The 25,889-nt window shown below is 59.2% G+C and carries 23 protein-coding genes; 11 read left to right on the top strand and 12 right to left on the bottom strand.

Going from position 1 to position 25,889, the window contains the following annotated elements:
- Positions 1-57 precede the first annotated feature (57 nt).
- The gene (locus ACMYUN_RS25895) at positions 58-546 is read left to right on the top strand and encodes a GFA family protein (protein ID WP_415762174.1); all 489 of its coding nucleotides are present in this window, start codon (positions 58-60) and stop codon (positions 544-546) included.
- A gap of 31 nt (positions 547-577) precedes the next feature.
- Here ACMYUN_RS25895 and ACMYUN_RS25890 read toward each other — a convergent pair whose 3' ends face one another.
- The 4 genes from ACMYUN_RS25890 to ACMYUN_RS25875 form a co-directional block, all read right to left on the bottom strand.
- Entirely contained in the window at positions 578-1,573 is a 996-nt protein-coding gene (locus ACMYUN_RS25890) for an IS110 family transposase (RefSeq protein ID WP_310408833.1), read from the bottom strand.
- 418 nt (positions 1,574-1,991) lie between these two features.
- On the bottom strand, positions 1,992-3,278 hold the full coding sequence (locus tag ACMYUN_RS25885) for an ATP-binding protein (protein WP_415762173.1): 1,287 nt from the start codon (positions 3,276-3,278) through the stop codon (positions 1,992-1,994).
- Complete coding sequence (locus ACMYUN_RS25880; RefSeq protein WP_415762172.1) at positions 3,279-3,986, bottom strand: response regulator; 708 nt, start codon at positions 3,984-3,986, stop codon at positions 3,279-3,281. It lies immediately after the preceding gene.
- Between the two features lie 141 nt (positions 3,987-4,127).
- Positions 4,128-4,730, bottom strand: a complete 603-nt coding sequence (locus ACMYUN_RS25875) for a tRNA-(ms[2]io[6]A)-hydroxylase (RefSeq protein WP_415762170.1) — start codon at positions 4,728-4,730, stop codon at positions 4,128-4,130.
- A gap of 159 nt (positions 4,731-4,889) precedes the next feature.
- On the opposite strand from ACMYUN_RS25875, the gene ACMYUN_RS25870 reads away from it, so the two are divergent.
- Positions 4,890-5,753 carry a universal stress protein gene (locus ACMYUN_RS25870; RefSeq protein ID WP_415762169.1) on the top strand — a complete coding sequence of 288 codons (864 nt, stop codon included), beginning with the start codon at positions 4,890-4,892 and terminating at the stop codon, positions 5,751-5,753.
- Between the two features lie 93 nt (positions 5,754-5,846).
- Here ACMYUN_RS25870 and ACMYUN_RS25865 read toward each other — a convergent pair whose 3' ends face one another.
- Positions 5,847-6,317, bottom strand: a complete 471-nt coding sequence (locus ACMYUN_RS25865; RefSeq protein ID WP_024013275.1) for a DUF1289 domain-containing protein — start codon at positions 6,315-6,317, stop codon at positions 5,847-5,849.
- Between the two features lie 467 nt (positions 6,318-6,784).
- Between ACMYUN_RS25865 and acnB the strand changes: the two genes are divergently transcribed.
- Positions 6,785-9,394 carry a bifunctional aconitate hydratase 2/2-methylisocitrate dehydratase gene (gene acnB, locus ACMYUN_RS25860; protein WP_039763151.1) on the top strand — a complete coding sequence of 870 codons (2,610 nt, stop codon included), beginning with the start codon at positions 6,785-6,787 and terminating at the stop codon, positions 9,392-9,394.
- A gap of 166 nt (positions 9,395-9,560) precedes the next feature.
- On the opposite strand, the gene ACMYUN_RS25855 is transcribed toward acnB, so the two are convergent.
- The 3 genes from ACMYUN_RS25855 to ACMYUN_RS25845 form a co-directional block, all read right to left on the bottom strand.
- Positions 9,561-10,841 (bottom strand): HAAAP family serine/threonine permease, encoded by a 1,281-nt coding sequence (locus ACMYUN_RS25855; protein ID WP_130000007.1) that lies wholly within the window; start codon positions 10,839-10,841, stop codon positions 9,561-9,563.
- A 254-nt stretch (positions 10,842-11,095) separates the two neighbouring features.
- Positions 11,096-11,266 (bottom strand): hypothetical protein, encoded by a 171-nt coding sequence (locus ACMYUN_RS25850; RefSeq protein WP_163032915.1) that lies wholly within the window; start codon positions 11,264-11,266, stop codon positions 11,096-11,098.
- A 49-nt stretch (positions 11,267-11,315) separates the two neighbouring features.
- Positions 11,316-11,510, bottom strand: a complete 195-nt coding sequence (locus ACMYUN_RS25845; protein ID WP_415762167.1) for a hypothetical protein — start codon at positions 11,508-11,510, stop codon at positions 11,316-11,318.
- 247 nt (positions 11,511-11,757) lie between these two features.
- Here ACMYUN_RS25845 and ACMYUN_RS25840 point away from each other — a divergent pair, with 247 nt between their 5' ends.
- The 4 genes from ACMYUN_RS25840 (at position 11,758) to ACMYUN_RS25825 (ending at position 15,299) form a co-directional block, all read left to right on the top strand.
- Positions 11,758-12,141 carry a tautomerase family protein gene (locus ACMYUN_RS25840; RefSeq protein ID WP_415762166.1) on the top strand — a complete coding sequence of 128 codons (384 nt, stop codon included), beginning with the start codon at positions 11,758-11,760 and terminating at the stop codon, positions 12,139-12,141.
- Between the two features lie 152 nt (positions 12,142-12,293).
- Positions 12,294-13,262 (top strand): 2-hydroxyacid dehydrogenase, encoded by a 969-nt coding sequence (locus ACMYUN_RS25835; protein ID WP_415762165.1) that lies wholly within the window; start codon positions 12,294-12,296, stop codon positions 13,260-13,262.
- A 164-nt stretch (positions 13,263-13,426) separates the two neighbouring features.
- Positions 13,427-14,494 (top strand): phosphotransferase family protein, encoded by a 1,068-nt coding sequence (locus ACMYUN_RS25830; RefSeq protein WP_415762164.1) that lies wholly within the window; start codon positions 13,427-13,429, stop codon positions 14,492-14,494.
- 37 nt (positions 14,495-14,531) lie between these two features.
- Positions 14,532-15,299: an SDR family oxidoreductase gene (locus ACMYUN_RS25825; RefSeq protein ID WP_024013283.1), complete on the top strand. Its 768-nt coding sequence runs from the start codon at positions 14,532-14,534 to the stop codon at positions 15,297-15,299.
- Positions 15,300-16,310: 1,011 nt separating this feature from the next.
- On the opposite strand, the gene ACMYUN_RS25820 is transcribed toward ACMYUN_RS25825, so the two are convergent.
- The 4 genes from ACMYUN_RS25820 to ACMYUN_RS25805 all read right to left on the bottom strand — a co-directional run bounded on the left by ACMYUN_RS25820 (position 16,311) and on the right by ACMYUN_RS25805 (position 21,174).
- Positions 16,311-16,568 carry a DUF1652 domain-containing protein gene (locus tag ACMYUN_RS25820; protein WP_415762162.1) on the bottom strand — a complete coding sequence of 86 codons (258 nt, stop codon included), beginning with the start codon at positions 16,566-16,568 and terminating at the stop codon, positions 16,311-16,313.
- A gap of 140 nt (positions 16,569-16,708) precedes the next feature.
- Complete coding sequence (locus tag ACMYUN_RS25815; protein ID WP_415762161.1) at positions 16,709-18,205, bottom strand: helix-turn-helix transcriptional regulator; 1,497 nt, start codon at positions 18,203-18,205, stop codon at positions 16,709-16,711.
- Between the two features lie 174 nt (positions 18,206-18,379).
- A complete protein-coding gene (locus tag ACMYUN_RS25810) occupies positions 18,380-19,522 on the bottom strand; it encodes an HlyD family secretion protein (RefSeq protein WP_039763160.1) in 1,143 nt (380 codons plus the stop codon).
- Positions 19,519-21,174, bottom strand: coding sequence for an MFS transporter (locus ACMYUN_RS25805; RefSeq protein ID WP_415762160.1), 1,656 nt, complete (start codon positions 21,172-21,174; stop codon positions 19,519-19,521). The genes ACMYUN_RS25810 and ACMYUN_RS25805 overlap by 4 nt, the downstream gene beginning before the upstream one ends.
- A gap of 307 nt (positions 21,175-21,481) precedes the next feature.
- Here ACMYUN_RS25805 and ACMYUN_RS25800 point away from each other — a divergent pair, with 307 nt between their 5' ends.
- The 4 genes from ACMYUN_RS25800 to ACMYUN_RS25785 all read left to right on the top strand — a co-directional run bounded on the left by ACMYUN_RS25800 (position 21,482) and on the right by ACMYUN_RS25785 (position 25,847).
- Positions 21,482-22,777 (top strand): OprD family porin, encoded by a 1,296-nt coding sequence (locus ACMYUN_RS25800; RefSeq protein WP_415762159.1) that lies wholly within the window; start codon positions 21,482-21,484, stop codon positions 22,775-22,777.
- Between the two features lie 272 nt (positions 22,778-23,049).
- The gene (locus tag ACMYUN_RS25795) at positions 23,050-23,874 is read left to right on the top strand and encodes an NAD-dependent epimerase/dehydratase family protein (RefSeq protein WP_415762158.1); all 825 of its coding nucleotides are present in this window, start codon (positions 23,050-23,052) and stop codon (positions 23,872-23,874) included.
- Positions 23,875-23,918: 44 nt separating this feature from the next.
- Positions 23,919-24,812, top strand: a complete 894-nt coding sequence (locus tag ACMYUN_RS25790; RefSeq protein WP_415762157.1) for an SMP-30/gluconolactonase/LRE family protein — start codon at positions 23,919-23,921, stop codon at positions 24,810-24,812.
- Between the two features lie 60 nt (positions 24,813-24,872).
- The gene (locus tag ACMYUN_RS25785) at positions 24,873-25,847 is read left to right on the top strand and encodes a TRAP transporter substrate-binding protein (RefSeq protein WP_415762156.1); all 975 of its coding nucleotides are present in this window, start codon (positions 24,873-24,875) and stop codon (positions 25,845-25,847) included.
- Positions 25,848-25,889 lie beyond the last annotated feature (42 nt).

Genomic DNA, 25,889 nt, shown 5'->3' with positions numbered 1-25,889 from the left:
AAGCGCCAAGCAAAATGTTCTAGGCTGAAGCGGACCATTCAGACACGGGAGAGCACCATGCACCTCGAAGGCTCCTGCCATTGCGGCGAAGTCACGTTCAGCCTCGACAGCGCCCATCCTTATCCCTATCAACGCTGCTATTGTTCGATCTGCCGCAAGACCCAGGGCGGCGGCGGTTATGCGATCAATCTTGGCGGCAACGCGACCACTCTCAAGGTTCGCGGACGCAAAAACATCAGCATATATCACGCAAAAATGAAAGCCGACGGCGAGAAGCGCGCCCATCGCAGCAGCGCCGAGCGCCACTTTTGTTCGCTGTGCGGCAGCGGTTTGTGGCTGTTCAGCCCGGAGTGGCCAGAGCTGATTCATCCATTCGCCTCGGCGATCGACACGCCGCTGCCGGTGCCGTCGGAACACACGCACCTGATGCTCGGGTCAAAAGCGCCGTGGGTTGAGGTCGAGACGAAGCCGAAGGATCAGCAGTTTGATGAATATCCCGAAGAATCGATCGCCCAGTGGCATGAGCGACTCGGTCTGACCCGCTGAACACCGGCTCCTGTAGATACTCTGTTCACGGTCAAGCTTTTTGGACGTGTTTACCGCTAAAAAGCTTGGCCGTGTCGAAGTCTTCTCCGGCCTGCATGCAGGCCCATAGTCCGGTCAGGTATTTGCGCATGACTGCGACGATAGCTTGCATCTTCCTCTTTCCTCGGGCCACCAACGCTTCGTAAAACGCTTTCACGTTCGGGTCGCAACGTATGGCGGTCAGCGCAGGCATGTACATCGCTGAGCGCAAATAGGCATTGCCGCCCTTACTTATCCGGCCGGGTTTATCAATGCTGCTTCCTGATTGCGTGAGTCGGACATCGAGTCCGGCATGGCGGCTAACCTGCGCGGATTTAAGCGTCACCGGTAAGGTCGTCAGTTCAGCCAGCGCTGCAAATACTGAGATCTCACCCATGCCTGGAGCGGCAATCATGTGTCCAAACTGGGCGCTCAACATTGGGCAGTTGTCGATCAATGCCCGACCAGCGACACGGAAACGCTCGATTCGTTTGTCAAAGGCGTTGATGGCCTCTTCTTCATCCTCAATCAGCATCGGGAGTGTTGTTTGAGTAGCTTTTAGCGCATGCAGCTCGTTTTTGGCGCGGGTGCGGTGACCTGTCAAACGATTGATGTGGCGGCCGATAGCACGCAGCTCAAGCTGTATTGAAGTGGGCGGCGTCCACAACCTTGGGCTCATCCGTTCGCCGTATTCAGCTAATAATTGGGCATCGATTGCGTCCGTTTTGCTGTTTTTCAGCATCAGCTTTGCAAAGTTGTGAAAACTCTTCGGATTGATAACCGAGACTGGCAAACCCGCCGCAGCGAGCTCCATGGCCAAGTCCAGGTAGTAGATACCGGTGGCTTCCATCACCACAGATATCGGCTTGAGCTCAAGCAATTTGCCGACAGCAGCCTTGCGCCCCGCCGGCGTCTGGTCGATATTGCACTGACCTGCAAAGCGGCCGCCATTGCGCCAGCCCATCGCTGTAGTGCGAGATCCCACATCCAAACCGACGTGCATGTTCATGCTTTCAACTCCAAGAGAACTGAGTTAAAAATGCTTCCTGGTTCCCCTGACCTCGAACTTCATGCCACTGCAACCTTGTAATGCGAAGTCCGACTCGTCGGCTTCTCGATACTCTTCGTGGTGGGCAATGAGGCGGGGGGACCTCTCTACAGACAAGGTCAGGAGCAAGTCCTGCCTTAAGGAGCGATCGGTCTCCCCCAGAAACACATCTTCGTATGTCGCACCAGCGAGCTTAGATCTCATTCATGCTGGTGTCTGGGGAACATACAAGGAGTGAGCCTGCTCGCAATAGCGGTCGGTCAGCCCGCATAGATATTGACTCTCCCGGCCCCTTCGCGAGCAAGCTCGCTCCCACAGGGGATCACATTTCAAATGTGGGAGCGAGCTTGCTCGCGAAGGGGCCGGTATGATCAGTACCTTAATCCGGATGCGCCCAGGTCATCCTGAACAACGCCCCGCCCCACACCGAATCGCCAACTTCAACCTGCCCGCCATGAGACTGCGACACCCGTCGCACCAGCGCCAGGCCCAACCCGAAACCACCAGTGCGCCGATCACGGCTGGCATCGAGTCGCGAAAACGGTTCGAAGATTTTCTCCCGTCCGTCCAGCGGCACGCCCGGGCCGTCATCGCTGACCCGCACTTCATAGTCATCGCCGTTGCGCAGCAGCGACACCTCGACGCGCTGCTCGGCATAGCGAATGGCGTTGCGCAGGAGATTGATCACCGCCCGCGCCATGAAGCGCGGTTCGATGCTTACCGTGTCGACCTGGCAACCGGCGATCGACAACTGCACGCCCACAGCTTCGGCCTCAAGCGCCACACTTCCGACGACGCTGTCGAGCCAATCGGCTGCGTGAATATTCTCCCGTTTGATCACCGTCGCGCCATGCTCGAGGCTGGCGTAGGTCAGCAGCTCAGAGACCATTTCCTCCAGCTCACCGAGGTCGGCGTACATGTCGGCGATCAACTCGCGATTCTGGCCGGCGCCGGGCTGCTGTTTAAGCTGATCGAGTTCGAACGACAGCCGCGCGATCGGTGTGCGCAATTCGTGGGACACCGCGTTGGTCAGCTCCCGCTGATTGGCGATCAAGCCCTCGATGCGCGCCGCCATCAGATTGAAGTGCTCGGCCAGATCGCGGATGTTCGAGCGCCGCGACAATTGGATGCGCACCGACAGATCGTTGTCGCCGAAACGCTCGGCGGCCAGGCGCAGTTTTTCCAGATCGCGCCAGTGCGGGCGCACCCAGAAAAACAGCACGATGCCGATCAATACCGCCAACATCATGTACGCCGCGGTGATGTAGAACGGCATCAGGCTTGGCTCAGGCGGCAGCTTGATGCTGAGCAATTGCGAGCCGCCATCGATATTGCTGATGAACTGTGTGTAATCGTCGCGGATCACCAACAGGTTCTGCGCCAGTTCGGCCTTTTCCTGCGGCGTCAGGGCCAGTTGATCGGCGTCGACCAGACTGAGCGACAAACCGTAATGCGCGCGCAATGAATCGAGTTTCTGCTCACGCTCGGCACCCTGGCGGCCTTGCAAATGATCGACCAGTGACCACGCTTGGCCGCGCACGGCTTCACGGTTGTAATCCTGCGTCTGGCTGTCGAGCAACGCGTTGAAGGTGTGCTCGACCGCCTGCAAGGCCAGCACCAGACCCACCGTCATCACCAGAAACAGCCCGAGGAACAAGCGCAGCATCTACAGCTCCCACGCGAACGGATTGAACAGATAGCCCTTGCCCCACACGGTCTTGATGCAGACCGGCTCGCGAGGGTTGTCCTTGAGTTTGTTGCGCAACTTGCTGATGTAGACGTCGACGCTGCGGTTGAGCCCGTCGAAAGCGATGCCGCGCATGCGGTTGAGAATGTCGTCGCGGGAAAGAATTTTGCCCGCCGCGCTGGCCAGCAACCAGAGCAATTCGAACTCCATGGTGGTCAGTTCGACCAGCTCACCGGCCAGGCGCACTTCCCGGCAACTGCGGTCGATGCTCAATTGCCCGAACTCGAGAAAACTCACCACGCTGGTGTCCGGCGTCTGCCGCCGTTGCAACGCTCGCAGCCGCGCGAGTAGGACCGGCGGCTTGATCGGTTTGATCACGTAGTCGTCAGCGCCGGATTCCAGGCCGAGGATGTGATCGAGATCGTCTTCCTTGGCCGTGAGGATCACGATCGGCGTGTCCGACACGCTGCGGATTTCCCGGCAGACCTGCAAACCGCTCTGCCCCGGCAACATCAGATCGAGCACGACCATTTTCGGCTTGAATTCGAGAAACACCGCCACGGCCAGATCGCCGCGATGCGCCGTGCGTACCTCGTAGCCGTGTTGCTCTAGAAAGTGTGCGATCAGTGCAGCGAGACGCTCATCGTCTTCGACCAGCAGAACTTTGCCGAAACCCAGGTTATCCATAACAACCGTTGCCAAGCCAAACGTGGAGGGGCCGATATTATGCTGGCATTCATCGAACAGGCGATGACGGCGGACAGCAAAAACCGGCCACTTGGGCCGGTTTTCGGTGATGTTTCATACTCTTAAAAGTTTTTAACAAATTCAGGCGGGCACACCGCTGTGAAAGCGGAATTCCTCGTCCGGCGATTCGATCAGTTCCTGCTCGGCCGCACGGACGCGCTCGATCACTTCGGCGACATCCTTGGCATCACCATATTGATAGGCCAGTTTCAGATAGCCCTGAAAATGCCGCGCCTCGCTTTTCAGCAGACCGAAATAGAATTTGCCCAGTTCTTCATCCAGATGCGGCACCAGTGCTTCGAAGCGTTCGCAACTGCGTGCTTCGATGAACGCGCCGACCACCAGCGTATCCACCAGTTTCACCGGTTCGTGACTGCGCACCACTTTGCGCAGGCCCGAGGCGTAACGGCCGGCGTGCAGCTGACGCAGTTCGATCTTGCGCCGCTTCATGATGCGCATGACCTGCTCGTGGTGCACCAGTTCTTCCCGGGCCAGGCGCGACATCATGTTGATCAGGTCGACGTGAGCGTGGTACTTGGCAATCAGGCTCAGCGCCGTGCTGGCGGCCTTGAACTCACAGTTCTTGTGATCGATCAGCAGGGTTTCCTGATCGGCCAGTGCCGCCTGGACCCAGGCGTCGGGCGTGCGGCAGCCAAGGAATTCGTGGATTTCTGGAAGGATCATGGGGCTCACGGTAAAAGGTGTTCGAGCGAAGGGCGCCGATTATACCGGCCTGCCCGCAGACCACCAGCGGCGGCTGTTGATATGCATCAAGTCGCAGACGTTCGGGTAGCAACTATAGTTGTGCAACGCCGTGCCTTTTCTTTGCTGGAGACTCCGCTCATGCAAGCCATTCGCAGCATTCTGGTGGTCATCGAACCTGAACATGCGGAAAGCCTGGCGCTCAAGCGCGCCAAGCTGATCGCCGGTGTCACCCAGGCCCATCTGCATCTGCTGGTGTGCGACAAGAAGCATGACCACGCCGGCCTGCTCAGTGTGCTCAAGGCGGCATTGCTCGCCGAAGGCTACAGCGTGACCACCGAACAGGCGTGGAACGAGAGCCTGCACGAAACCATCATTGATGTGCAGCAGGCCGAGGGTTGCGGGCTGGTGATCAAACAGCACTTTCCCGACAGCTCATTGAAAAAAGCCTTGCTGACCCCGGCAGACTGGAAACTGCTGCGCCAATGCCCTACTCCAGTGCTGCTGGTGAAGACCGCTGGCTCATGGAAGGACAAAGTGATCCTGGCTGCAGTCGACGTTGGCAATGCCGACGGTGAGCACCGGCATTTGCACAGCACCATCATCGATCATGGCTATGACATCGCCAGCCTGGCCAAGGCGCATTTGCATGTGATTGCCGCGCATCCGTCGCCGATGCTGTCGGCGGCGGACCCGACGCTGCAACTGAGCGAAACCATCGCGGCGCGTTATCGCGAGCAATGTCGGGCGTTTCAGGCCGAATTCGATGTCGATGATGAACATCTGCACATCGAAGAAGGCCCGGCAGATGTATTGATCCCGTTCATGGCGCACAAGCTGCAGGCGGCGGTGACGGTGATTGGCACGGTGGCGCGCACCGGGGTGTCAGGCGCGTTGATCGGCAATACCGCTGAAGCGGTGCTGGATACGCTGGAAAGCGATGTGTTGGTGCTCAAGCCGCAGGAGGTTGAGGATCATCTGGTGGAATTGACGGCAAAACACTGAGGATTGCCATGCCTGACTGGCGCTTTCGCGAGCAGGCTCGCTCCCACATCTGGAATGCATTTCCCTGTGGGAGCGAGCCTGCTCGCGAAGCTTCTAGGCGCCGAAGGCGTCTTTCAGGAAGCCCGGGGCGATGTAGCGTTGATAATGCGCTTCCGACAGCAGGAAGAATTCCCGATCAATGGCATCGCGCAGTTCCGGCAGGTTCCAGTCGCGGAACTCCGGCAGCAATACCATACCGTACGCCTCAAGATTAATGATCACCCGCGCGCCCCGGGCAATCAGCTGATAGGCCCAGCAATATTCCGACTGATGCGGTACGAAGCGGATCTTGCGCTGTTCCAGTTGCTCGCGCAGGCGCGCCGGATCGAAGATCTCGACTTTGCTCGCCATCACTTGTGACAGCAATTGCTCCAGACGCAGCCACACCGCACGCTTTTCCTCCTCGTTGTACCCATTCCAATGGATCACTTCGTGGTGAAAACGCTTGCAGCCACGGCACACCAGGTCACCGTAAACGGTGGAGCAGAGGCCGACGCAGGGGGTCTTGATGGTCTGATTGGGCATAAATGGGCAGAACACTGAAACGCGGAACAGGCCGGCATGTTAGCCCTTTGTCGGGCATTGATCACCCCTCAAACAGCAAGGTCTCGCCAGCGCCGCAGGTTTGCTCCGGCCGCGCTGATTGCCACGAAAGTCCAATAGAGCGCGACTTACCTTTAAAATTTTTTTGCCGTAGAATCAGCCAGCCTTTTAAGGCGCCAATGTCCGTTAGAAGCTGTTTTCAAAGCGTCACGAGCACAGTCGTTCCTTCAGAGCGGTGTTGGCGAAGGGTTTTTCCAGCGGGGAAAAGCCTAACGCCAACCCTCATCAGCTCCCCGTTCTGCAGGCGTAAAACTTTGAAAGCAGCTTCTGTAAGGAATTGCCGGTAATTCTGGCCGAACGACCCACAACGTCGTGAGGCGCATGAGTACGGCAATTTCGGGATGAGCGTCCCGGACACCCATTTGGGACCACTGATGAGGGTAATAACTGTGCTTGAAGCCTACCGCAAACATATCGAAGAGCGTGCAGCCCTGGGTATCGTTCCCCAGCCGCTTAACGCCGAACAAACAGCAGGCCTGATCGAGCTGCTGAAGAACCCTCCGGCTGGCGAAGAAGCTTTCCTCGTTGACCTGATCACCAATCGCGTACCGCCTGGAGTGGACGAAGCCGCCTACGTCAAGGCCGGCTTCCTGTCTGCCCTGGCCAAGGGCGAAGCCACCTCCCCTCTGCTGGACAAGAAACGCGCTGTCGAACTGCTCGGCACCATGCAGGGCGGCTACAACATCGTCACCCTCGTTGAACTGCTGGACGACGCCGAGCTGGCGCCAGTCGCCGCCGAAGAACTCAAGCACACCCTGCTGATGTTCGACGCCTTCCACGATGTGGCTGAAAAAGCCAAGAACGGCAACGTTCACGCCAAGGCCGTGCTGCAATCCTGGGCTGACGGCGAGTGGTTCAAGAAGCGCCCGGTCCTGGCCGACAAGATCAGCCTGCGTGTATTCAAGGTCACCGGCGAAACCAACACCGACGACCTCTCCCCTGCGCCAGACGCCTGGTCGCGTCCTGACATCCCGCTGCACGCCCTGGCCATGCTGAAAATGGCCCGTGACGGCATCGTTCCGGACGAGCAAGGCAAGACCGGTCCGATGAAGCAGATCGAAGAAATGCGCGGCCAGGGTTTCCCGATCGCCTACGTCGGTGACGTGGTCGGTACCGGTTCCTCGCGTAAATCGGCTACCAACTCGGTGCTGTGGTTCTTCGGCGACGACATCCCATACGTGCCGAACAAGCGCGCTGGCGGTTTCTGCTTCGGCAGCAAGATCGCTCCGATCTTCTACAACACCATGGAAGATGCCGGCGCCCTGCCGATCGAGTTCGACGTATCGAACATGAACATGGGCGATGTGATCGACCTGTACCCGCACGCTGGCAAAGTCTGCAAGCACGGTACCGACGAAGTCATCACCACTTTCGAAATGAAAACCCCGGTGCTGCTGGACGAAGTCCGTGCCGGCGGTCGTATCCCGCTGATCATCGGCCGTGGCCTGACCGAGAAAGCTCGCGCCGAGCTGGGTCTGCCACCGTTCGACCTGTTCAAGAAGCCAGAAGCTCCGGCTGAAAGCACCAAGGGCTTCACCCTGGCGCAGAAAATGGTCGGCAAGGCTTGCGGTCTGGCAGAAGGCCAAGGCGTGCGTCCTGGCACCTACTGCGAACCGAAGATGACCACCGTGGGTTCTCAGGACACCACCGGTCCGATGACCCGTGACGAACTGAAAGACCTGGCGTGCCTGGGCTTCTCCGCTGATCTGGTGATGCAGTCGTTCTGCCACACCGCGGCTTATCCAAAGCCTATCGACGTGACCACCCACCACACCCTGCCTGACTTCATCATGACCCGCGGCGGCGTTTCCCTGCGTCCGGGTGACGGCATCATCCACTCGTGGCTGAACCGCATGCTGCTGCCGGACACCGTTGGTACCGGTGGTGACTCGCACACCCGTTTCCCGATGGGCATCTCGTTTCCGGCCGGTTCGGGTCTGGTTGCGTTCGCCGCTGCTACCGGCGTGATGCCGCTGGACATGCCGGAATCGATCCTGGTGCGCTTCAAGGGCAAGATGAAACCTGGCATCACCCTGCGTGACCTGGTTCATGCCATTCCGTACTTCGCCATCCAGAACGGTCTGCTGACCGTTGAGAAGAAAGGCAAGAAAAACGCCTTCTCCGGCCGCATCCTGGAAATCGAAGGCCTGGAAGGTCTGACCCTGGAGCAGGCGTTCGAACTGTCCGACGCCTCGGCCGAACGTTCGGCTGCCGGTTGCACCATCAAGCTGTCGAAAGAGTCGATCACCGAGTACCTGCAGTCCAACATCACCCTGCTGCGCTGGATGATCGGCGAAGGCTACGGCGATGCCCGCACTCTGGAACGCCGCGCTCAAGCGATGGAAGCCTGGATCGCCAACCCGGAACTGATGGAAGCCGATGCCGACGCCGAATACGCCGAAGTCATCGAAATCGATCTGGCCGAGATCAACGAGCCTGTGCTCTGCGCGCCAAACGATCCGGACGACGCCCGTCTGCTGTCCAGCGTTGCTGGCGAGAAGATCGACGAAGTGTTCATCGGTTCGTGCATGACCAACATCGGTCACTTCCGCGCTGCCGGTAAACTGCTGGATCAGGTCAAGGGTCAGCTGCCAACCCGTCTGTGGCTGTCGCCGCCGACCAAGATGGACGCTCACCAACTGACCGAAGAAGGCTACTACGGCATCTACGGCAAGGCTGGCGCACGCATGGAAATGCCAGGCTGCTCGCTGTGCATGGGTAACCAGGCACGCGTTGAGCCGAACAGCACCGTGGTCTCGACGTCGACCCGTAACTTCCCGAACCGTCTGGGCGACGGCGCGAACGTCTACCTGGCCTCGGCCGAGCTGGCGTCCGTTGCGTCGATCCTGGGTCGCCTGCCGACCGTCGAGGAGTACATGGAATACGCTGGCAAGATCGACAGCATGGCGGCCGATGTCTACCGCTACCTGTCCTTCGACCAGATCGCCGAGTTCCGTGAAGCGGCTGCGAACGCCAAGATCCCGGTCGTTCAAGCCTAACGCTGCAAGGTAATAAAAAACGCCGCCCATCGTGAGATGAGCGGCGTTTTTTTTGATCGTTCCCACGCTCCGCGTGGGAATGCAGCCCCGGACGCTCTGCGTCCCCAAGCGTGACGCAGAGCATCACAAGAGGCGTTCCCACGCAGAGCGTGGGAACGATCAGTCGTTACACAGACAGCTTGTAAACCAATGCCGAAATCGCTACCAGCCCAACTGCAGTAACAAACACGTTCGACGCCTGACCGCGATAACGCGCCATCGCTGGCACCTTGCGAATCGCATACATCGGCATCAGGAACAGAATCGCCGCAATCACCGGACCACCGATGGTTTCGATCATGCCGAGGATGCTCGGGTTCAGCGTCGCTACGATCCAGCAGATCACCAGCATCAACGCCGCCACGATGCGATCCAGCGCCTTGGCGCCCGGGCGTTTGCCGCTCTTGACGATCAAGCCCTTGAGGCCTTCGCTGGCCCCGATGTAATGGCCGAGGAACGACTTGGAGATCGCCACGAACGCAATCAACGGCGCCGCGAAGGCGATGGTCGGGTTGCTGAAGTGGTTGGCCAAGTACGACAGGATCGACAGGTTCTGATCTTTGGCCTCAGCCAGTTGCTCCGGCGACAGGGTTAGCACGCAGCTGAATACGAAGAACAGCACCATCAGCACCATCAGTGCGTGAGCGCGGGAGAGAATCTGCGCACTGCGCTCTTCGGCATGCACGCCGTAGCGGCGCTTCTGATCGACCGCAAACGCCGAGATGATCGGCGAATGGTTGAACGAAAACACCATCACCGGAATCGCCAGCCACAGCGTGTGCAACAGCGCTGACGGCGCCGGCACTTGCGAGGCAGTGGCGAGGATGCCGCCGTTCCAGTGCGGAATCAGGTACACGGCGAGGAACAGCAGCGCGACGATGAACGGATAGACCATCAGGCTCATGGCCTTGACGATTGCCTGCTCACCGCAACGCACGACGGCCAGCAGGCCAAGAATCAGCACGAACGACAGCAACGCGCGCGGTGGCGGCGTGATGTGCAGTTGATGTTCGAGGAAACTGGCGACCGTGTTGGTCAGGCCGACGCTGTAGATCAACAGGATCGGGAAGATGGCGAAGAAGTACAACAGCGTAATCAGGGCACCAGCCTTGATGCCGAAATGCTGCTCGACCACTTCGGTGATATCGGCGCCTTCGCGACCGGACAGCACAAAACGGGTCAGGCCACGGTGAGCGTAAAACGTCATCGGGAATGCCAGCAGCGCGAGGATTACGAGCGGCCAGAAGCCACCCAATCCTGCGTTGATCGGCAAAAACAGGGTGCCGGCGCCAATGGCCGTCCCAAACAGTCCCAGCATCCAGGTGGTGTCCTGGCGATTCCAGCTCGAAAGTTCAGCGGGTGCTGCTGCGTCGAAACGCTTTTCGAGGCTATTGGCCTGATCATTCATCCGGTCGGATCTCCGCTTTCCGGTCACTTGCCACTCGGTCAGGATGCGTCGGAAAAAACCGACAGACATGCTCCGGCCGAAACAGGGGCGCGATTCTCCGTGATAAATCAATGCAAGCAAAGACTTAGCTGAGGAATGGTTGTGCGGAGCAGATCCAAGGATGGTCGTTTATGGAAAAAACAAGGTCGTTCATGGATACGTCAGATGCCGCAAACGGATACGTTTTGCACCCACCCATGCGTCATCGAATGCGCCTAGAGCGATATGCCGAGCATGAAACCCAATAAAACGCAGTACAGCCCGAAGCCGAAAAGCAACCAGAGCTTGCCATTTTCGCGCTTGTCCCTATTGCGCACCGCTTCGTCATATTCTGCGAACTCTCGCTCAATTTGCTCCAGTCGTGCCTTACGGTCATATGTGCTCATACTGATTAACCTTTGAATAATGCGCCTGACGGTCGTGAAGCATGAAGATTCACAACTTGAAGAAAAACCCTGCCACTGCGGTGATTGCAGTTAAGACTCCACCAAACACTGCAATTGAATAGAGCTTTGTCTCCCTTGATAACTTTTTCTCTTCAGCCTGAAGCTTTTTCCATTCAGCCACGAGTTTCCTTGATTCGTTTTCCAGCCTGTCGAGCTCCAGATTTTCGCGATCGTTATGGAACATTTGCCCTCCTTGGCTGCTGGCGGATCGGGGTCAGCATTTGCATGCACATCGACGGCTATCGTCATGCCCTTATCATCAAACTGTTCCATTCACGCTGACCAGCAGACGCATCTGCCATTCCCGTAGGCAAAATCCGCGAGTCACGTAAGCCCGCTCATACAAGTAATCCGCGATATTCCAGACCGACTACCTGCCAGAACCCTGCCTTTGATCTAGTGTGAGAGAAGCCTTAACCCGAGGAGGCCCCATGCCACTGGTTCGCGTCGACATCCAGCAAAACCCCGACCCGACTTTCGCCAGGCGCATCGGCGAACAAATCTACGCCGCCCTGCGCAGCTGCATCGATGTGCCCGAGCACGACAATTTCCAGATTCTCAACGAGCACGACGGCCAGCACTTCGTATATGACCCGCAATATCTCGGCATCCAGCGCAGCGACGGCGTGGTGTTCATTCAAATCACCATCAGTGAAGGCCGCACTGTGGAGAAGAAACAATTGCTGTTCAAAACCATCGCCGAAAGCCTGCATGCGCACGTGGGGATACGCCCGGAGGATGTGTTCATCAATCTCGTGGAGGTGAAAAAAGAGAACTGGTCGTTCGGCAATGGCATTGCGCAATACGTCACCTGATTGGCCGTACGCCATGGGTGCTTGCTTGTTCCACGAACCCGTCCAGAATCAAAGCACCACTGCGTGAATGCAACGATTGCCAAGCCGCTGCGGATTCAGCACTCTGAGTCGACTTTCGCGACCCACCCGCCGCCCATCACAGGAGCCGCGCAATGCCCGCAACCGTTCTGGTACTGGTTGAAACGATCAATGACTATCTGCCGATTCTCGAACACCAGGGATTCCATCTGATCCTTGCACCAACGCCGGCCGAACGTGCGCAAGCCATCATCACCCATGGCAGTCGTATCGATGCCGTGCTGACTCGCGGCCCGCTGGGCCTGACCGCCCAAGAGATCAGCGCCCTGCCCGCCCTGAAAATCATCACGGTGATCGGCGCGGGCTATGAACAGGTCGACCTGCAAGCGGCCAGCGACCGCGGGATCACCGTCACCAATGGTGCCGGGGTCAACGCCTCCTCAGTTGCCGATCATGCGATGGCGCTGTTGCTGGCATTGGTCCGCGACATTCCGCGCTGTGATGCAGCGGTGCGCCGCGGTGAATGGCCGAAAATCATGCGCCCGTCACTGGCCGGCAAGCACCTGGGAATTCTTGGGCTGGGCGCGGTGGGCATGGCGATTGCCAAGCGCGCGGAATTGGGTTTCGACATGCAGATCAGCTACCACAACCGCCAGGTGCGCAGCGATGTGGCTTACGCGTTTTGCTCGACTCCGACCGATCTGGCGAGAGTTTCGGACTTTCTGGTGGTTGCCACGCCCGGTGGCATTACAACGCAGCATTTGGTCACCCGAACGGTGCTTGACGCGCTCGGACCGAATGGATTCATCGTCAATATCGCCAGAGCCAGCGTGATCGCTACGGCGGACCTGATTACCGCACTGGAGCAACGGCGCATCGCTGGTGCCGCACTGGACGTATTCGATCACGAACCGGAAGTGCCCGATGCCCTGAAAAGCCTCAGCAATGTTGTGCTGACTCCGCACGTAGCCGGGCTTTCCCCCGAGGCTACACAAGGCACGGTTGAGCTGGTGGGCAAAAATCTGATGGCATTTTTTTCCGGACAACCGGTGCTGACTCCCGTCGCGCTGCCACCGAAACTGATTAACCAGCGTGTGCATTAAGGCGCTCGGGATCCTCGGTCTGCAGCGTTCATCGCCCCCATTCTCAAAGTTGATCATCCAGCAACACGCTAACCTATAAGACCGACCCGCGCTTGTGAGCATTCGAGCGCGCCATTAGATTAGCCAATGATGTCTGGCCTCCAAAATAAGCAGAAGGGATAAGCATGGCGCTTACTGACCAGTCCACCCGGATCCGCGCGGGCGAAGAACTCGATGCCAGCCTGATCGATCCGTACCTCAAGGCGCACATCCCCGGCCTGACCGGCAGCCCGCAGATCAGCCAGTTCCCCGGCGGTGCGTCGAACCTGACCTATTTGCTGGAATACCCGGAACAAGAATTTGTCCTGCGCCGTCCGCCGTTCGGCCACAAGGCCAAATCCGCGCACGACATGGGCCGTGAATTCCGCATCCTCAACCAACTGCGCGACGGCTTCCCGTATTGCCCAAAGGCCTACGTGCACTGCACCGATGAAACGGTGATCGGCGCCGAGTTCTATGTGATGGAACGGGTCAAGGGCATCATCCTGCGCGCCGAGCTGCCACCGGAGCTGGGTCTCGATTCGGCGAAAACCGAAGCACTGTGCAAAAGCTTCATTGACCGTTTCGTTGAACTGCACCGCGTTGATTACAACGCCTGCGGACTTGGCGATCTGGGCAAGCCTGAAGGCTACGTCGCGCGGCAGATCAAAGGCTGGAGCGAGCGTTACGAAAAAGCCCTGACCCCGGACGCGCCGCACTGGGAAGCTGTGAAAGCCTGGCTTAACGACAAGATGCCGGCCGACCACCCGACCTCAAGCATCGTCCACAACGACTATCGCTTCGACAACGTCATCCTCGACCCGGCCAATCCGATGCAGATCATCGGCGTGCTCGACTGGGAACTGACCACCCTCGGCGATCCGCTGATGGATCTGGGCAACACCCTCGCCTATTGGATCGAAGCCGGCGACCCGGCACCGGTGCAACTGATGCGCCGCCAGCCAAGCCACGCGCCGGGCATGCTCACCCGCCGCGAATTCGTCGACTACTACGCCGAGCGCTCGGGCATCCGCATCGACAATTTCGACTTCTACTACACCTACGGCCTGTTCCGCCTGGCCGGCATCGTGCAGCAGATCTACTACCGCTTCTACCATGGCCAGACGCAGGACAAACGCTTCGCGCAGTTCATTCACATGAACAAACTGCTCGAGCAGATGAGCCTGCAGGTCATCCAGAAATCCAGCCTCTGATCCGGGCCAATAACAAGACCTTCAACAAGGGAACCCCATGTCCAAGACTCAGTTGTTCGACCTCGACGGCAAAATCGCTTTCGTCTCCGGCGCCAGCCGTGGCATCGGCGAAGCCATCGCCAAACTGCTGGCCCAGCAAGGTGCCCACGTGATCGTCTCAAGCCGCAAGCTCGAAGGCTGCCAGCACGTCGCCGACGCTATCACCGCCGCCGGCGGCAAGGCCACGGCCGTGGCCTGTCACATCGGTGAGATGGAGCAGATCAGCCAAGTGTTTGCCGGGATCAAGGAACAGTTCGGCCGCCTCGACATTCTGGTCAACAACGCCGCGACCAACCCGCAATTCTGCAACGTGCTCGACACCGATCTCGGTGCGTTCCAGAAGACCGTCGACGTGAACATTCGCGGCTACTTCTTCATGTCGGTCGAAGCCGGCAAGCTCATGCGCGAAAACGGTGGCGGCAGCATCATCAACGTCGCCTCGATCAACGGCATCTCTCCGGGGATTTTCCAAGGCATTTATTCGGTGACCAAAGCGGCGGTCATCAACATGACCAAGGTCTTCGCCAAGGAATGCGCGCAATTCGGCATCCGCTGCAACGCCCTGCTCCCCGGCCTGACAGACACCAAGTTCGCCTCGGCCCTGGTGAAAAACGACGCGATTCTGAAACAGGCGCTCACGCAGATTCCGCTCAAGCGCGTAGCCGACCCAAGCGAAATGGCTGGAGCAGTGTTGTACCTGGCCAGCGATGCGTCGAGCTACACCACTGGTGTGGCGCTGAATGTGGATGGCGGGTTCCTGTCCTGATTTTCAGGACGGATACCTGACCCTTGTGGGAGCGAGCCTGCTCGCGAAAGCGTTGGGTCAGTCAGCTATGTCTTGACTGATACCACGCCTTCGCGAGCAGGCTCGCTCCCACAGGGTCACTGCAGGATTCCAGGCCTCGTGCGATCGAGGAATCGCGAGTCTTATTGGGTTATGCAACGGGTAGTGGTGATGTGGCGCGTCACCTGCCCATCCACATACATATCCCCGGCAACCTCAGTATTCTCCAGCACCTCACACCGACGTTCCGGCGGTGGTGGCGGCGCGACAGGCGCAGGCGGTGGAGGACTGGCACAACCGGCCAACAACACTGCAAGAAAAGCCAACGGCAATACGCGTTTCCCAGGATTATTCATAGGGCGACCCGCGGTAAAGAGAGACAAACTCCCGCAACCCAACCGGCCGCGGAAGACCTGACCACTCGTTATTTATAGCTGAGCGCCTTGTTAGCGCCAGTGGATTGGGGAGATAGGCTGGGATTGGCTGTCGGTTTTGCGCGAATTTTCCGGCAGTGGGCTGGATTGAGATCATCGTTGCCGGCGAGGGCCTCATCGCGAGCAGGCTCGCTCCCACAGAAACGGAAGAAGCAAAGCTCATCCGCTCTTCACCACTCAAAACAATGAGCGTTAGCTCGAGTGCCCTTGATCTTGATCCACAGGCGACGTCGGAAGGCTGAGCGGAGGGATTGATCCGGGGGTGGGAGCGCAGCGACCGTACGACGCAGTCGTGCACAGCGGAAGGAGGTGCAGCGAAGCAAACCGTAGCCGCTGCGCCAGGATCGATCCCGGAGCGAAGGAACCCCGAGCCTCAGCGAGCGGGCCGAACGTCAGGGCGAAGACCTTTTGGTTACTTTGGGCTGGGCCGGCATTCCGGCGTTTGCCAAAAGTGACCCGCCGTAAGGGCGGAACCGTAACCAGTAGCACCCGCAGAAACGGATATACACCCACCCCCCCACAGCATGGCCGGCCCAAAGGCCGCCAAGACCAAAGCGCGTTAAGCCAAATCCGGATCCCGAGACGAGCGCAAAGAGTTGCTCTCAAGCTCATACCGCAACTCATCCACCAACGCCTCAACCGCCCCAGGCGTACGCAGCGAAGCCAGATCCAGACCGCTGATCACCAGATCCACCTGCCCCGAATCCCGGTGATACAACTTGACCGTCAGCGAATGGTCACCATCCACCGAACACTCACAAGACAGCGGCGCAAAACTGTGCTCGAGCCGAGCGCGCAACTGCGCAAGATTCATCATTGACGTCGTTCCTATGACTGTTTCAAAAGGGGCACGATCGCAGGCCCGAAATGGCCCACACCGCACCCCACCAGCCTAAGAACACAACGCCCTCGCCAATACATGAATTTGCACCCTTGTAACTAGTGCATTTGCACCCCTCAACGCTGGCCCTTGGTGCCCCACTCTCCCGAAAACAAGCCTCGCTCTCGAGCCCAGACAATCGCCTCGCTGCGGCTGTGCACATCAATTTTCGAATACACAGTGGCGACATGATTGCGCACAGTGTTCGGCGCCAATTTCAACCGCAGGGCAATCTCCTTATCCGCCAGACCTTCGCAGATCAAACCCAGTACATCGCGCTCACGCGCCGTCAGATCAGTGAACAAAGCGCTGGGCAGTTGCGGCGAGTTGATTTTCTTCACGTTGGCCAGCTTTTCGATCAACGTTCGGCTGAACCACGACGCATCCTTCATCACCTCTTCAATCGCCCCCACCAACTCAAGCTCAGTGCGCTTGCGCTCGGTCATGTCCATCAGCACCAGCAGATAACAGGAAACATCGTGAATATTTACGGTGTCAGCGGAAACTGCACACTCCAGCAACTCCTCATCCTTCTTGCGAACCGGCACGTCGACGCGATCCACCCGACCGTTCTTCGCCAGCGCCGATAACAGCCGCGTGCGCGCGCCGTCATCGTGGATGAAGCTCAATTGCGTCACGGTTTTCCCGAGTACGTCATCGCTGTCATAGGCCAAGGTATCGAGGAATGCCTGATTGACGTCGATGACCTCCTGCTTGTCAGCGGTGCAGATCAGAATCGGTACCGGTGTCAGACGAAACGCCTTTGCGAAGCGCTCCTCGCTCTGACGCAAGGCAACTTCCACGCGGCGCCGGGGCTCCATGTCGACAAAGGAGAACAGCATGCAATTCTCGTCATTGAGCAGCAGCGGCTGCCCGGCAACGATCACCTGCTTGCTGCCCCCATCCGGCAGACGCAATTCCGCCTGCATTTGCGGGATGGTCGCGACATCGCGCAAGCGCTGAACGGCCAGATCGCGCTGATCGGCCTGTTCGAAAATATCGATTTCATAGGCCGAAGTGCCGATCACTTGATCGCGGGTGTAGCCGGTCATTTCCAGAAAGCCCGGATTGACCTTGATGTAACGCAAATCGCTCAGACGACAGATCACTGCCGGCGCAGGGTTGGCATTGAAGGTTTTTTCGAAGCGCAACTCGGCGTTGGCCCAATCGGTGACGTCGCTCATGATCAGCACCAGCGACTCGGGCTGGCCGACGCGGTCGGTCAGCACCATGCTGCGCACGCTGTGCACCCAGATATGCTCGGGGTCGTCCACGGAGGAGACTTCGATCAGCACATCACTGAACGCCTCACAACGCGCCACGCGGCTGATCGGGTAGTTCTCGGGTGGCAAGACATGATTATTGCGGTAGCGCAGCGTAAAGCGCTTGGCATACTCGTCAGCGTTGGTGCCCAGATCACCGATGGTGCTGACACCGTGCATGGTCAGCGCCGCTTCGTTGGCCCAGAGAATGCTTTTGTCGAGCTCCAGCAGAATCACCCCGTCCGACAGCCCGGCGATGATCTGCTGCAACTGGCGACGGTTGGTTTCGGTAGTCAGGACTTCCTGGCTCATTGGATCTCCACACTGTGATGCGGCTAGGTGAAAAGTACGACCGCAGCGGCTCAGGATCGTGCGACACCCGGAAAACCAATGCCCGTTGCAGGAGCGAGCCTGCTCGCGAAGCGGTGAGTCGGTGGGCGTATTTGTCACTGATACACGGCTTTCGCGAGCAGACGTCGCGGCTAATCAGTGATGCTGAGTATCACCCGCTGCAGTATCAATACTGACAACCACTGACATCCCCGGCCTGAGCCGCTCTTCTTCCTGCTGATCCGGGTCAATCGTGATCCGTACCGGCACCCGCTGAGCAATCTTGACGAAGTTGCCGGTGGCGTTGTCGGCCTGCAGCAAGGCAAATTCCGACCCGGTGCCCGGCGAAATATGCTGCACATGGCCGGTGAATCTGCGGTGGTTCAAAGCGTCGACGGTGAAGCGCACCGGTTGCCCGACACGCACATTGGCCATCTGGGTTTCCTTCATGTTGGCGATCACCCATTTCTGATCCGGCACCAATGCCATCAACTGCGCGCCGGAGTTGACATAGGCGCCGAGGCGCACGCCGATCTGCCCGAGCTGGCCATCTCGCGGTGCAACAATCCGCGTGTTCGACAGATCGATCCGCGCCAGTTGCACCGCCGCTTCGGCACTGGCCACGGCGGCTTCCAGCGAGCCGCGATTGACGATCACCGTTTGCAGATCCTGGCGGGCGATTTCCAGATTGGCCTTGGCCTGCGCTACCGCCGCGGTGCTCTGCGCGTTGGCGGCGAGGGTCACGTCGAATTCACGTTTGGACACCGAGCCGTCACGCACCAGTTCCTGATTGCGCCGCAGATCAGCCTCGCTCTTGCGCAACTGCGCCTGGCTGTCGGCGAGCACTGCCTGACGCAATTTGATCGTCGCCTCGGCGCTGTTGCGCTGCTGCACGACATTGGCCAATCCGGCTTTCTGCACCGCCAGTTGTGCCAGCGACTGGTCGAGGCGTTGCTGATAAATGCGGTCGTCCAGACGCACCAGCAGGTCCCCAGCCTTGACGTACTGGAAGTCCTGCACCGGCACTTCGAACACATAGCCGCTGAGCTGCGGGCCGATGATCGTCACCTGCCCGCGGATCAAGGCGTTTTCGGTGGTTTCGACCGCACTGCTGAATGGCGGCAGTTGCCACGCATACAGCACGATCAGTACGCCGACGATGGCGATTGCGGCAAAGCCCAGTGAAGAAATGATCCGCACCCGCAGCGAACGCGGCGCAGTGTTGGGTGATGAGGGCGGCGCCTCCCCTTCAGGCGTGGCGGCGATGGCGTTGGTGGTTGTGGTGGTCGGTTCGGTCATGAAGAAGTGGCACCGCTGGGTGGTACGGAAGGTGTCGGTTCAATGGCTTTGGTGGTGCTCATCAGCCACAACGCGCGAATCGAAAGCCAGATCATGGTCAGGACGGCAATGACCGCGATCAGCATGAAGACATCGTTATAGGCCAGCACGTTCGCTTCGCGTGTCGCCGCATTGGCGAGGCTGCGAATGCCGGCCAGATTGCGCAGGCTCGGGTCGGCGAGCAAACCGCCGAACGCCGAGCCGCCGCTCTGCACTCGCGCAGCCACCAAGGGATCGGACATCACCAGATGATCGACGATGTGGCTGGAATGGTACTTCTCCCGCACGATCTGAAAGGTGCCAAGCAACGCCGCGCCGAGCAGTCCGCCGAGGTTGTTGCAGATCCCGAACAGCACGGAAAAACTCACCAGGTTGCGCGGATTGGTCAGCACGTTGCGCGTACCGAAGACCATGGTCGGGCCGAGAAAAAACGTGCTGCCGAACGCCAGCAGGAACTGGCTGAAATACATGTTTTCGGGGCGGGTCAGGTTGTTCGAGAAGCTGTCCATCACCGAACCGGTGGCCATCAGTGCCAGCGAGATGATCAACGGCATCAGCAGGTGTTTGGGGTCGATGGTCAACGCGCTGGTGGCAAGGCCGGCGATGCTGCCGATCAGCATCACCACATACAGACTGTGCAACTGCTCATAGCCCATGTTGAGGTTCTGCATGAACCCCACCGCGCCGGTGGATTGCTCCGAGGTGACCATGCGAATCAGGGTCACCGCCAGCGCCAGGCGAATCATCGTTCCGCTGCCGAGCCAGCGGGTCATCAGCATCGGGTTGCTGCGGTTGTGCTCGATGGCCAGGCCCATGATGATCAGCGCAATCGAGCATGCGAGAGCCACACCGATCCAGTCTGCTTCCAGCCACCAGTCGATCCGCCCGAGCGACAGCACCGCGCACAACAACGCCACACCGGTGGCGAGGATGGCGAAGGTCAGGAAGTCGAGTCTTTCAAAGGTCTTGAAGCGGTCGCCGGGTGGCAGTTTGAGCAGCAATACACAGCCAAGTGACAGCAGCGCCATGCCCAATTCGAATAGATAGAGGCCGCGCCATTCGGCAATCTGCAACAGGTCTTCGGAAAACAGCCGCGCCAGCGGTAACGCCAGTTGTGAAGTGCCGAGGCCGAGCACCAGCGCCTTCAGCCGCCACTTCGCCGGAAACGCCTGGACCATGTAATACAAGCCCAGCGAGCTCAGCGCTGCACCGACCATGCCGTGGGCAGCACGCACCGCCACCGCCGAATTCAGATCGTTGACGAACAAATGGCCGAAGGTCACCAGCGCATACAGCACCAGAAACACCTCGGTGAATGCGCGCAAGCCGAACTGCTGGCGAAACTTCACCAGCAGCAGGTTCATCGACACGTTGGTCATGACGTAAGCCGCCGGCAGCCAGGCCATCTCCGCCGTGGTCGCGCCGAGCGAACCTTGCAGATAAGGCAGGTTGGCAACCACCAGTGAATTCCCCAGCCCACCGGTCACCGCGACCAGCACACCGACCGCCGCGTATGCCAAGCGCTTGGGCGTGGAGTGCAATGGAGTCGAGGGGGATCCGGGCAGACTGGGTTTCTCGTGGGGTTGCCAGTTGCGCGGGGCGTATTTATCCATGGATCGGCCTGGTGCTGGGGGTGAGGAAGTTTGCCGCAATTTGACGGGCAATACACGACTCGACAGACACCAAGGAACCCTGTGGGAGCGAGCCTGCTCGCGAAAGCGCTGTGTCAGTCGACAACTTCATTGAAAGAAAGTCCGCATTCGCGAGCAGGCTCGCTCCCACAGGGTTCTGCGTCGCATGGGAGGTCATCGTATAACTTCCAGTTGACAAGCCCCGAAAATCTGGGAAATATTCGCATCGATGTTGTACGACGACGTATGACAAATAATAAAAACAACAAACGATTCAGGGAGCGTCACAGTGAGCCCACTCGCCCGCAATTCCGTCCGCCCTTCACGCTTTGCCCATTTCAAACCGCGTTCGACCCTGAGCCTGATCGGCTGCAGCAGCCTCGCCCTGGCGTTGCCGATGAGCGCCGATGCCGAAGGCTTTCTGGAAGACAGCAAAGCCACGCTGAACCTGCGCAACGCCTACTTCAACCGCAACTTCGTCAACCCGGCCAACCCGCAAGGCAAGGCTGAAGAGTGGACGCAGAACTTCATCCTCGACGCCAAATCCGGCTTCACCCAAGGCACCGTCGGCTTCGGTCTCGACATCCTTGGCCTGTACTCGCAGAAGCTCGATGGCGGCAAAGGTACCGGTGGCACGCAGTTGCTGCCGATCCATGATGACGGCCGCCCCGCCGACAACTTCGGCCGCCTCGGCGTGGCGCTGAAAGCCAAAGTCTCGAAGACCGAACTGAAGGTCGGCGAATGGATGCCGGTGCTGCCGATCCTGCGCTCTGACGACGGCCGTTCCCTGCCGCAGACCTTTCGCGGCGGCCAGATCACCTCCACCGAGATCAACGGTCTGACTGTTTACGGCGGCCAGTTCCGTGGCAACAGCCCGCGCAACGACGCGAGCATGGAAGACATGTCGATGAACGGCCGCGGTGCATTCACCTCCGATCGCTTCAACTTCGGCGGCGGCGAATACACCTTCAACGAAAAACGCACCATGGTCGGCGTGTGGTACGCCGAGCTCACTGACATCTATCAGCAGCAGTATTTCAACCTCAGCCACAGCCAGCCGATGGGCGACTGGACGCTGGGCGCCAACCTCGGTTTCTTCACCGGCAAGGAAGACGGCAGCGCCCAGGCCGGCGACCTCGACAACAAGACCGCGTTCGCCCTGCTCTCGGCCAAATATGGCGGCAACACCTTCTACGTCGGCCTGCAGAAACTCACCGGCGACGATGCGTGGATGCGCGTCAACGGCACCAGCGGCGGCACCCTGGCCAACGACAGTTACAACGCCAGTTATGACAACGCCAAAGAGCGCTCCTGGCAGGTGCGTCACGACTACAACTTCGTTGCGCTGGGCGTGCCTGGCCTGACCCTGATGAACCGCTACATCAGCGGCGATAACGTGCACACCGCCAGCACCAACGATGGCAAGGAATGGGGCCGCGAGTCGGAACTGGCCTACACCGTGCAGAGCGGCCCGCTGAAAAACCTCAACGTAAAATGGCGCAACGCGACCATTCGCCGGGACTTCAGCACCAACGAATTTGACGAGAACCGGATTTTTATCAGCTATCCGATTTCGTTGTTGTAACGGTTGGCGGTTTGCCCTGTGGGAGCGAGCCTGCTCGCGAAAGCGCCGGACCAGTCGATTTGTTCTGACTGGCACACCGCATTCGCGAGCAGGCTCGCTCCCACAAGGGGATTGCATTGCAAGTCAGGTATAGGGTGTTGAGAAAATGAATCGCCCCTTCCGTCATCTACACCAAAAGTCGCGTTGACAAGATCCGGAAACCCTACCGATACTTCAGCGCAGTCATACGACAACCTACAACAAACCTAATAACAATGTGTTCAGGGATTGCCATGACGTCTACATCTACCCCCCGCGCTCCTTTCAACCGCCTGCTGCTGACCGGTGCCGCCGGAGGCCTGGGCAAAGTCCTGCGCGAACGCCTGCGCCCTTACGCCAATGTGCTGCGCCTGTCCGACATCGCCGCCCTCGCCCCGGCCGTCGATGAACACGAAGAAGTCGTGCTCTGCGACCTCGCCGACAAGCAAGCCGTGCATCAACTGGTCGAAGGCGTCGATGCGATTTTGCATTTCGGCGGCGTTTCGGTTGAGCGGCCGTTCGAAGAAATCCTCGGCGCCAACATCAGCGGCGTGTTCCACATTTACGAAGCGGCCCGCAAGCACGGTGTGAAGCGAGTGATTTTCGCCAGCTCCAACCACGTGATCGGCTTCTACAAGCAGGACGAGAAAATCGACGCCACTTCTCCGCGCCGTCCTGACGGTTACTACGGTCTCTCCAAGTCTTACGGCGAAGACATGGCCAGTTTCTATTTCGATCGCTACGGCATCGAAACCGTCAGCATCCGCATCGGCTCCTCGTTCCCCGAGCCGCAGAACCGCCGGATGATGCACACCTGGCTGAGCTTCGACGATCTCACGCAACTGCTCGAACGCTCGCTGTACACACCGAACGTCGGCCACACCGTGGTCTACGGCATGTCCGCCAACAAAGACGTCTGGTGGGACAACCGCTACGCCAGCCACCTCGGCTTCGAAGCCAGGGACAGCTCGGAAGTGTTCCGCGACAAGGTCGAAGCGCAGCCGATGCCGGCCGACGATGATCCGGCGCGGATCTACCAGGGCGGCGCCTTTGTCGCAGCAGGCCCGTTTGGCGATTGATCGCTCGACTTGATCCCCCTCCAATAAAAACCACGGGAATGAGTATGCAAGCCGAATTGATCGTCGACGCCCGCAACGCGGTCGGTGAAAGCCCGGTCTGGGTGCCGCAGGAAAACGCGCTTTACTGGGTCGATATTCCCAACGGCGGGCTGCAACGCTGGAGCGCCGACACCGGGCATGTCGCCTCTTGGAAGGCCCCGGAAATGCTCGCCTGCATCACCCGCCACCGCAGTGGCGGCTGGGTCGCCGGCATGGAAAGCGGTTTCTTTCGCCTGCACCCGCACACCGACGGCAGCCTCGACAGCGAATTGCTCGCCACCGTCGAGCACAGCCGCCCTGACATGCGCCTCAACGACGGTCGCTGCGATCGCCAAGGGCGTTTCTGGGCGGGGAGCATGGTTTTGAACATGGGCCTGAACGCACCTGAAGGCCGACTCTATCGCTACAGCGCCGGGCAGACTGGCGTGATCGAAGCGCAGCTCGATGGCTTCATCGTGCCCAACGGCCTCGCTTTCAGCCCTGACGGCAAAACCATGTACCTGTCGGATTCGCACCCCAACGTTCAGCTGATCTGGGCCTTCGATTACGACACCGAGACCGGCACACCATCGAACCGGCGAATCTTCGTCGACATGAATCACTTCCCCGGCCGCCCTGACGGCGCCGCCGTGGATGCCGAAGGCTGCTATTGGATCTGCGGAAACGACGCCGGCCTGATTCACCGCTTTGCCCCGGATGGGCGGCTGGATTTCTCGCTGGAAGTGCCGGTGAAGAAACCGACCATGTGTGCCTTCGGCGGCAGCAATCTGGACACCCTGTTTGTCGCTTCGATTCGCCCCGGCGATGACCACGACCCGCAGTCCCTGGCCGGCGGCGTGTTCGCCCTTAAGCCCGGCGTCAAAGGCCTCGCCGAACCGCAATTCACCGATTCGCTTTAGACCCTCTGCTGCACCGCTGCGCCTTGAACACAAAAATAACAAGACTGGAGACTCACCCCCATGAACTTCAAACGCACCTTGCTCGCCGCTGCACTTCCACTGATGTTCACCTTTGCCGGTGCCGCTCAGGCGGAAATGAAACTCAAATTTGCCGACATTCACCCCGCAGGTTACCCAACCGTGGTAGCTGAAAAATCCATGGGCGATACCCTGACCAAGGAAACCAACGGCGAACTGACCTTTCAGTACTTCCCCGGCGGTGTGCTGGGTTCCGAAAAGGAAGTCATCGAGCAGATGCAGGTCGGCGCGGTACAACTGTCGCGGGTCAGCCTGGGCATCGTCGGCCCTGTGGTGCCGGATGTGAACGTGTTCAACATGCCGTTCATCTTCCGCGACCAGCAACATATGCGTAACGTCATCGATGGCCCGGTGGGCGACGAGATTCTCGACAAGATCACCAACTCCGAATTCGGCCTGGTGGCCCTGGCGTGGATGGACGGCGGCACGCGCAACATCTACACCAAGAAACCGGTGCGCAAGCTCGAAGACCTCAAGGGCATGAAGATCCGCGTACAAGGCAACCCGATGTTCATCGACATGATGAACGCCATGGGCGGTAACGGTATCGCCATGGACACCGGGGAAATCTTCAGCGCCCTGCAGACCGGCGTGATCGACGGCGCGGAAAACAACCCGCCGACCCTGCTCGAACACAACCACTTCCAGAATGCCAAGTTCTACAGCCTGACCGGTCACCTGATCCTGCCAGAACCGATCGTGATGTCGAAAATCACCTGGGAAAAACTGACCCCCGATCAACAGGAACTGGTGAAGAAAGCCGCCAAGGCTGCGCAGGCCGAAGAACGCGTGTTGTGGGACAAGAAGTCCGCCGCCAGTGAAGAAAAACTCAAGGCCGCTGGGGTCGAGTTCATCACCGTAGACAAAAAACCCTTCTACGACGCCACCGCTCCGGTACGGGAAAAGTACGGTGCGAAGTACGCCGACCTGATCAAAAAAATCGAAGCCGTTCAGTAACGCCCCCCGCTCCGTACTCATGAACAAGGCCCGGCGCGCCTG

The organism is Pseudomonas sp. CP4 (assembly GCF_047758505.1).
Lineage (GTDB): Bacteria > Pseudomonadota > Gammaproteobacteria > Pseudomonadales > Pseudomonadaceae > Aquipseudomonas > Aquipseudomonas fluorescens_AO.
The sequence above is the reverse complement of the archived record's forward strand: the minus strand, read 5'-3'. Positions and strand labels throughout refer to the sequence as shown.

Excerpts from the sequence above, each read along its gene's own strand:
- ACMYUN_RS25865 (WP_024013275.1), bottom strand. The coding sequence starts at position 6,317 with ATGCCCAATCAGACCATCAAGACCCCCTGCGTCGGCCTCTGCTCCACC.
- ACMYUN_RS25790 (WP_415762157.1), top strand. The coding sequence starts at position 23,919 with ATGCAAGCCGAATTGATCGTCGACGCCCGCAACGCGGTCGGTGAAAGC.
- ACMYUN_RS25895 (WP_415762174.1), top strand. The coding sequence starts at position 58 with ATGCACCTCGAAGGCTCCTGCCATTGCGGCGAAGTCACGTTCAGCCTC.
- ACMYUN_RS25810 (WP_039763160.1), bottom strand. The coding sequence starts at position 19,522 with ATGACCGAACCGACCACCACAACCACCAACGCCATCGCCGCCACGCCT.
- ACMYUN_RS25820 (WP_415762162.1), bottom strand. The coding sequence starts at position 16,568 with ATGATGAATCTTGCGCAGTTGCGCGCTCGGCTCGAGCACAGTTTTGCG.
- ACMYUN_RS25875 (WP_415762170.1), bottom strand. The coding sequence starts at position 4,730 with ATGATCCTTCCAGAAATCCACGAATTCCTTGGCTGCCGCACGCCCGAC.
- ACMYUN_RS25855 (WP_130000007.1), bottom strand. The coding sequence starts at position 10,841 with ATGAATGATCAGGCCAATAGCCTCGAAAAGCGTTTCGACGCAGCAGCA.
- ACMYUN_RS25785 (WP_415762156.1), top strand. The coding sequence starts at position 24,873 with ATGAACTTCAAACGCACCTTGCTCGCCGCTGCACTTCCACTGATGTTC.
- ACMYUN_RS25885 (WP_415762173.1), bottom strand. The coding sequence starts at position 3,278 with ATGCTGCGCTTGTTCCTCGGGCTGTTTCTGGTGATGACGGTGGGTCTG.
- ACMYUN_RS25870 (WP_415762169.1), top strand. The coding sequence starts at position 4,890 with ATGCAAGCCATTCGCAGCATTCTGGTGGTCATCGAACCTGAACATGCG.
- ACMYUN_RS25815 (WP_415762161.1), bottom strand. The coding sequence starts at position 18,205 with ATGAGCCAGGAAGTCCTGACTACCGAAACCAACCGTCGCCAGTTGCAG.
- ACMYUN_RS25850 (WP_163032915.1), bottom strand. The coding sequence starts at position 11,266 with ATGAGCACATATGACCGTAAGGCACGACTGGAGCAAATTGAGCGAGAG.
- ACMYUN_RS25835 (WP_415762165.1), top strand. The coding sequence starts at position 12,294 with ATGCCCGCAACCGTTCTGGTACTGGTTGAAACGATCAATGACTATCTG.
- ACMYUN_RS25805 (WP_415762160.1), bottom strand. The coding sequence starts at position 21,174 with ATGGATAAATACGCCCCGCGCAACTGGCAACCCCACGAGAAACCCAGT.
- ACMYUN_RS25840 (WP_415762166.1), top strand. The coding sequence starts at position 11,758 with ATGCCACTGGTTCGCGTCGACATCCAGCAAAACCCCGACCCGACTTTC.
- ACMYUN_RS25795 (WP_415762158.1), top strand. The coding sequence starts at position 23,050 with ATGACGTCTACATCTACCCCCCGCGCTCCTTTCAACCGCCTGCTGCTG.
- ACMYUN_RS25845 (WP_415762167.1), bottom strand. The coding sequence starts at position 11,510 with ATGTTCCATAACGATCGCGAAAATCTGGAGCTCGACAGGCTGGAAAAC.
- ACMYUN_RS25890 (WP_310408833.1), bottom strand. The coding sequence starts at position 1,573 with ATGAACATGCACGTCGGTTTGGATGTGGGATCTCGCACTACAGCGATG.
- ACMYUN_RS25880 (WP_415762172.1), bottom strand. The coding sequence starts at position 3,986 with ATGGATAACCTGGGTTTCGGCAAAGTTCTGCTGGTCGAAGACGATGAG.
- ACMYUN_RS25825 (WP_024013283.1), top strand. The coding sequence starts at position 14,532 with ATGTCCAAGACTCAGTTGTTCGACCTCGACGGCAAAATCGCTTTCGTC.
- ACMYUN_RS25830 (WP_415762164.1), top strand. The coding sequence starts at position 13,427 with ATGGCGCTTACTGACCAGTCCACCCGGATCCGCGCGGGCGAAGAACTC.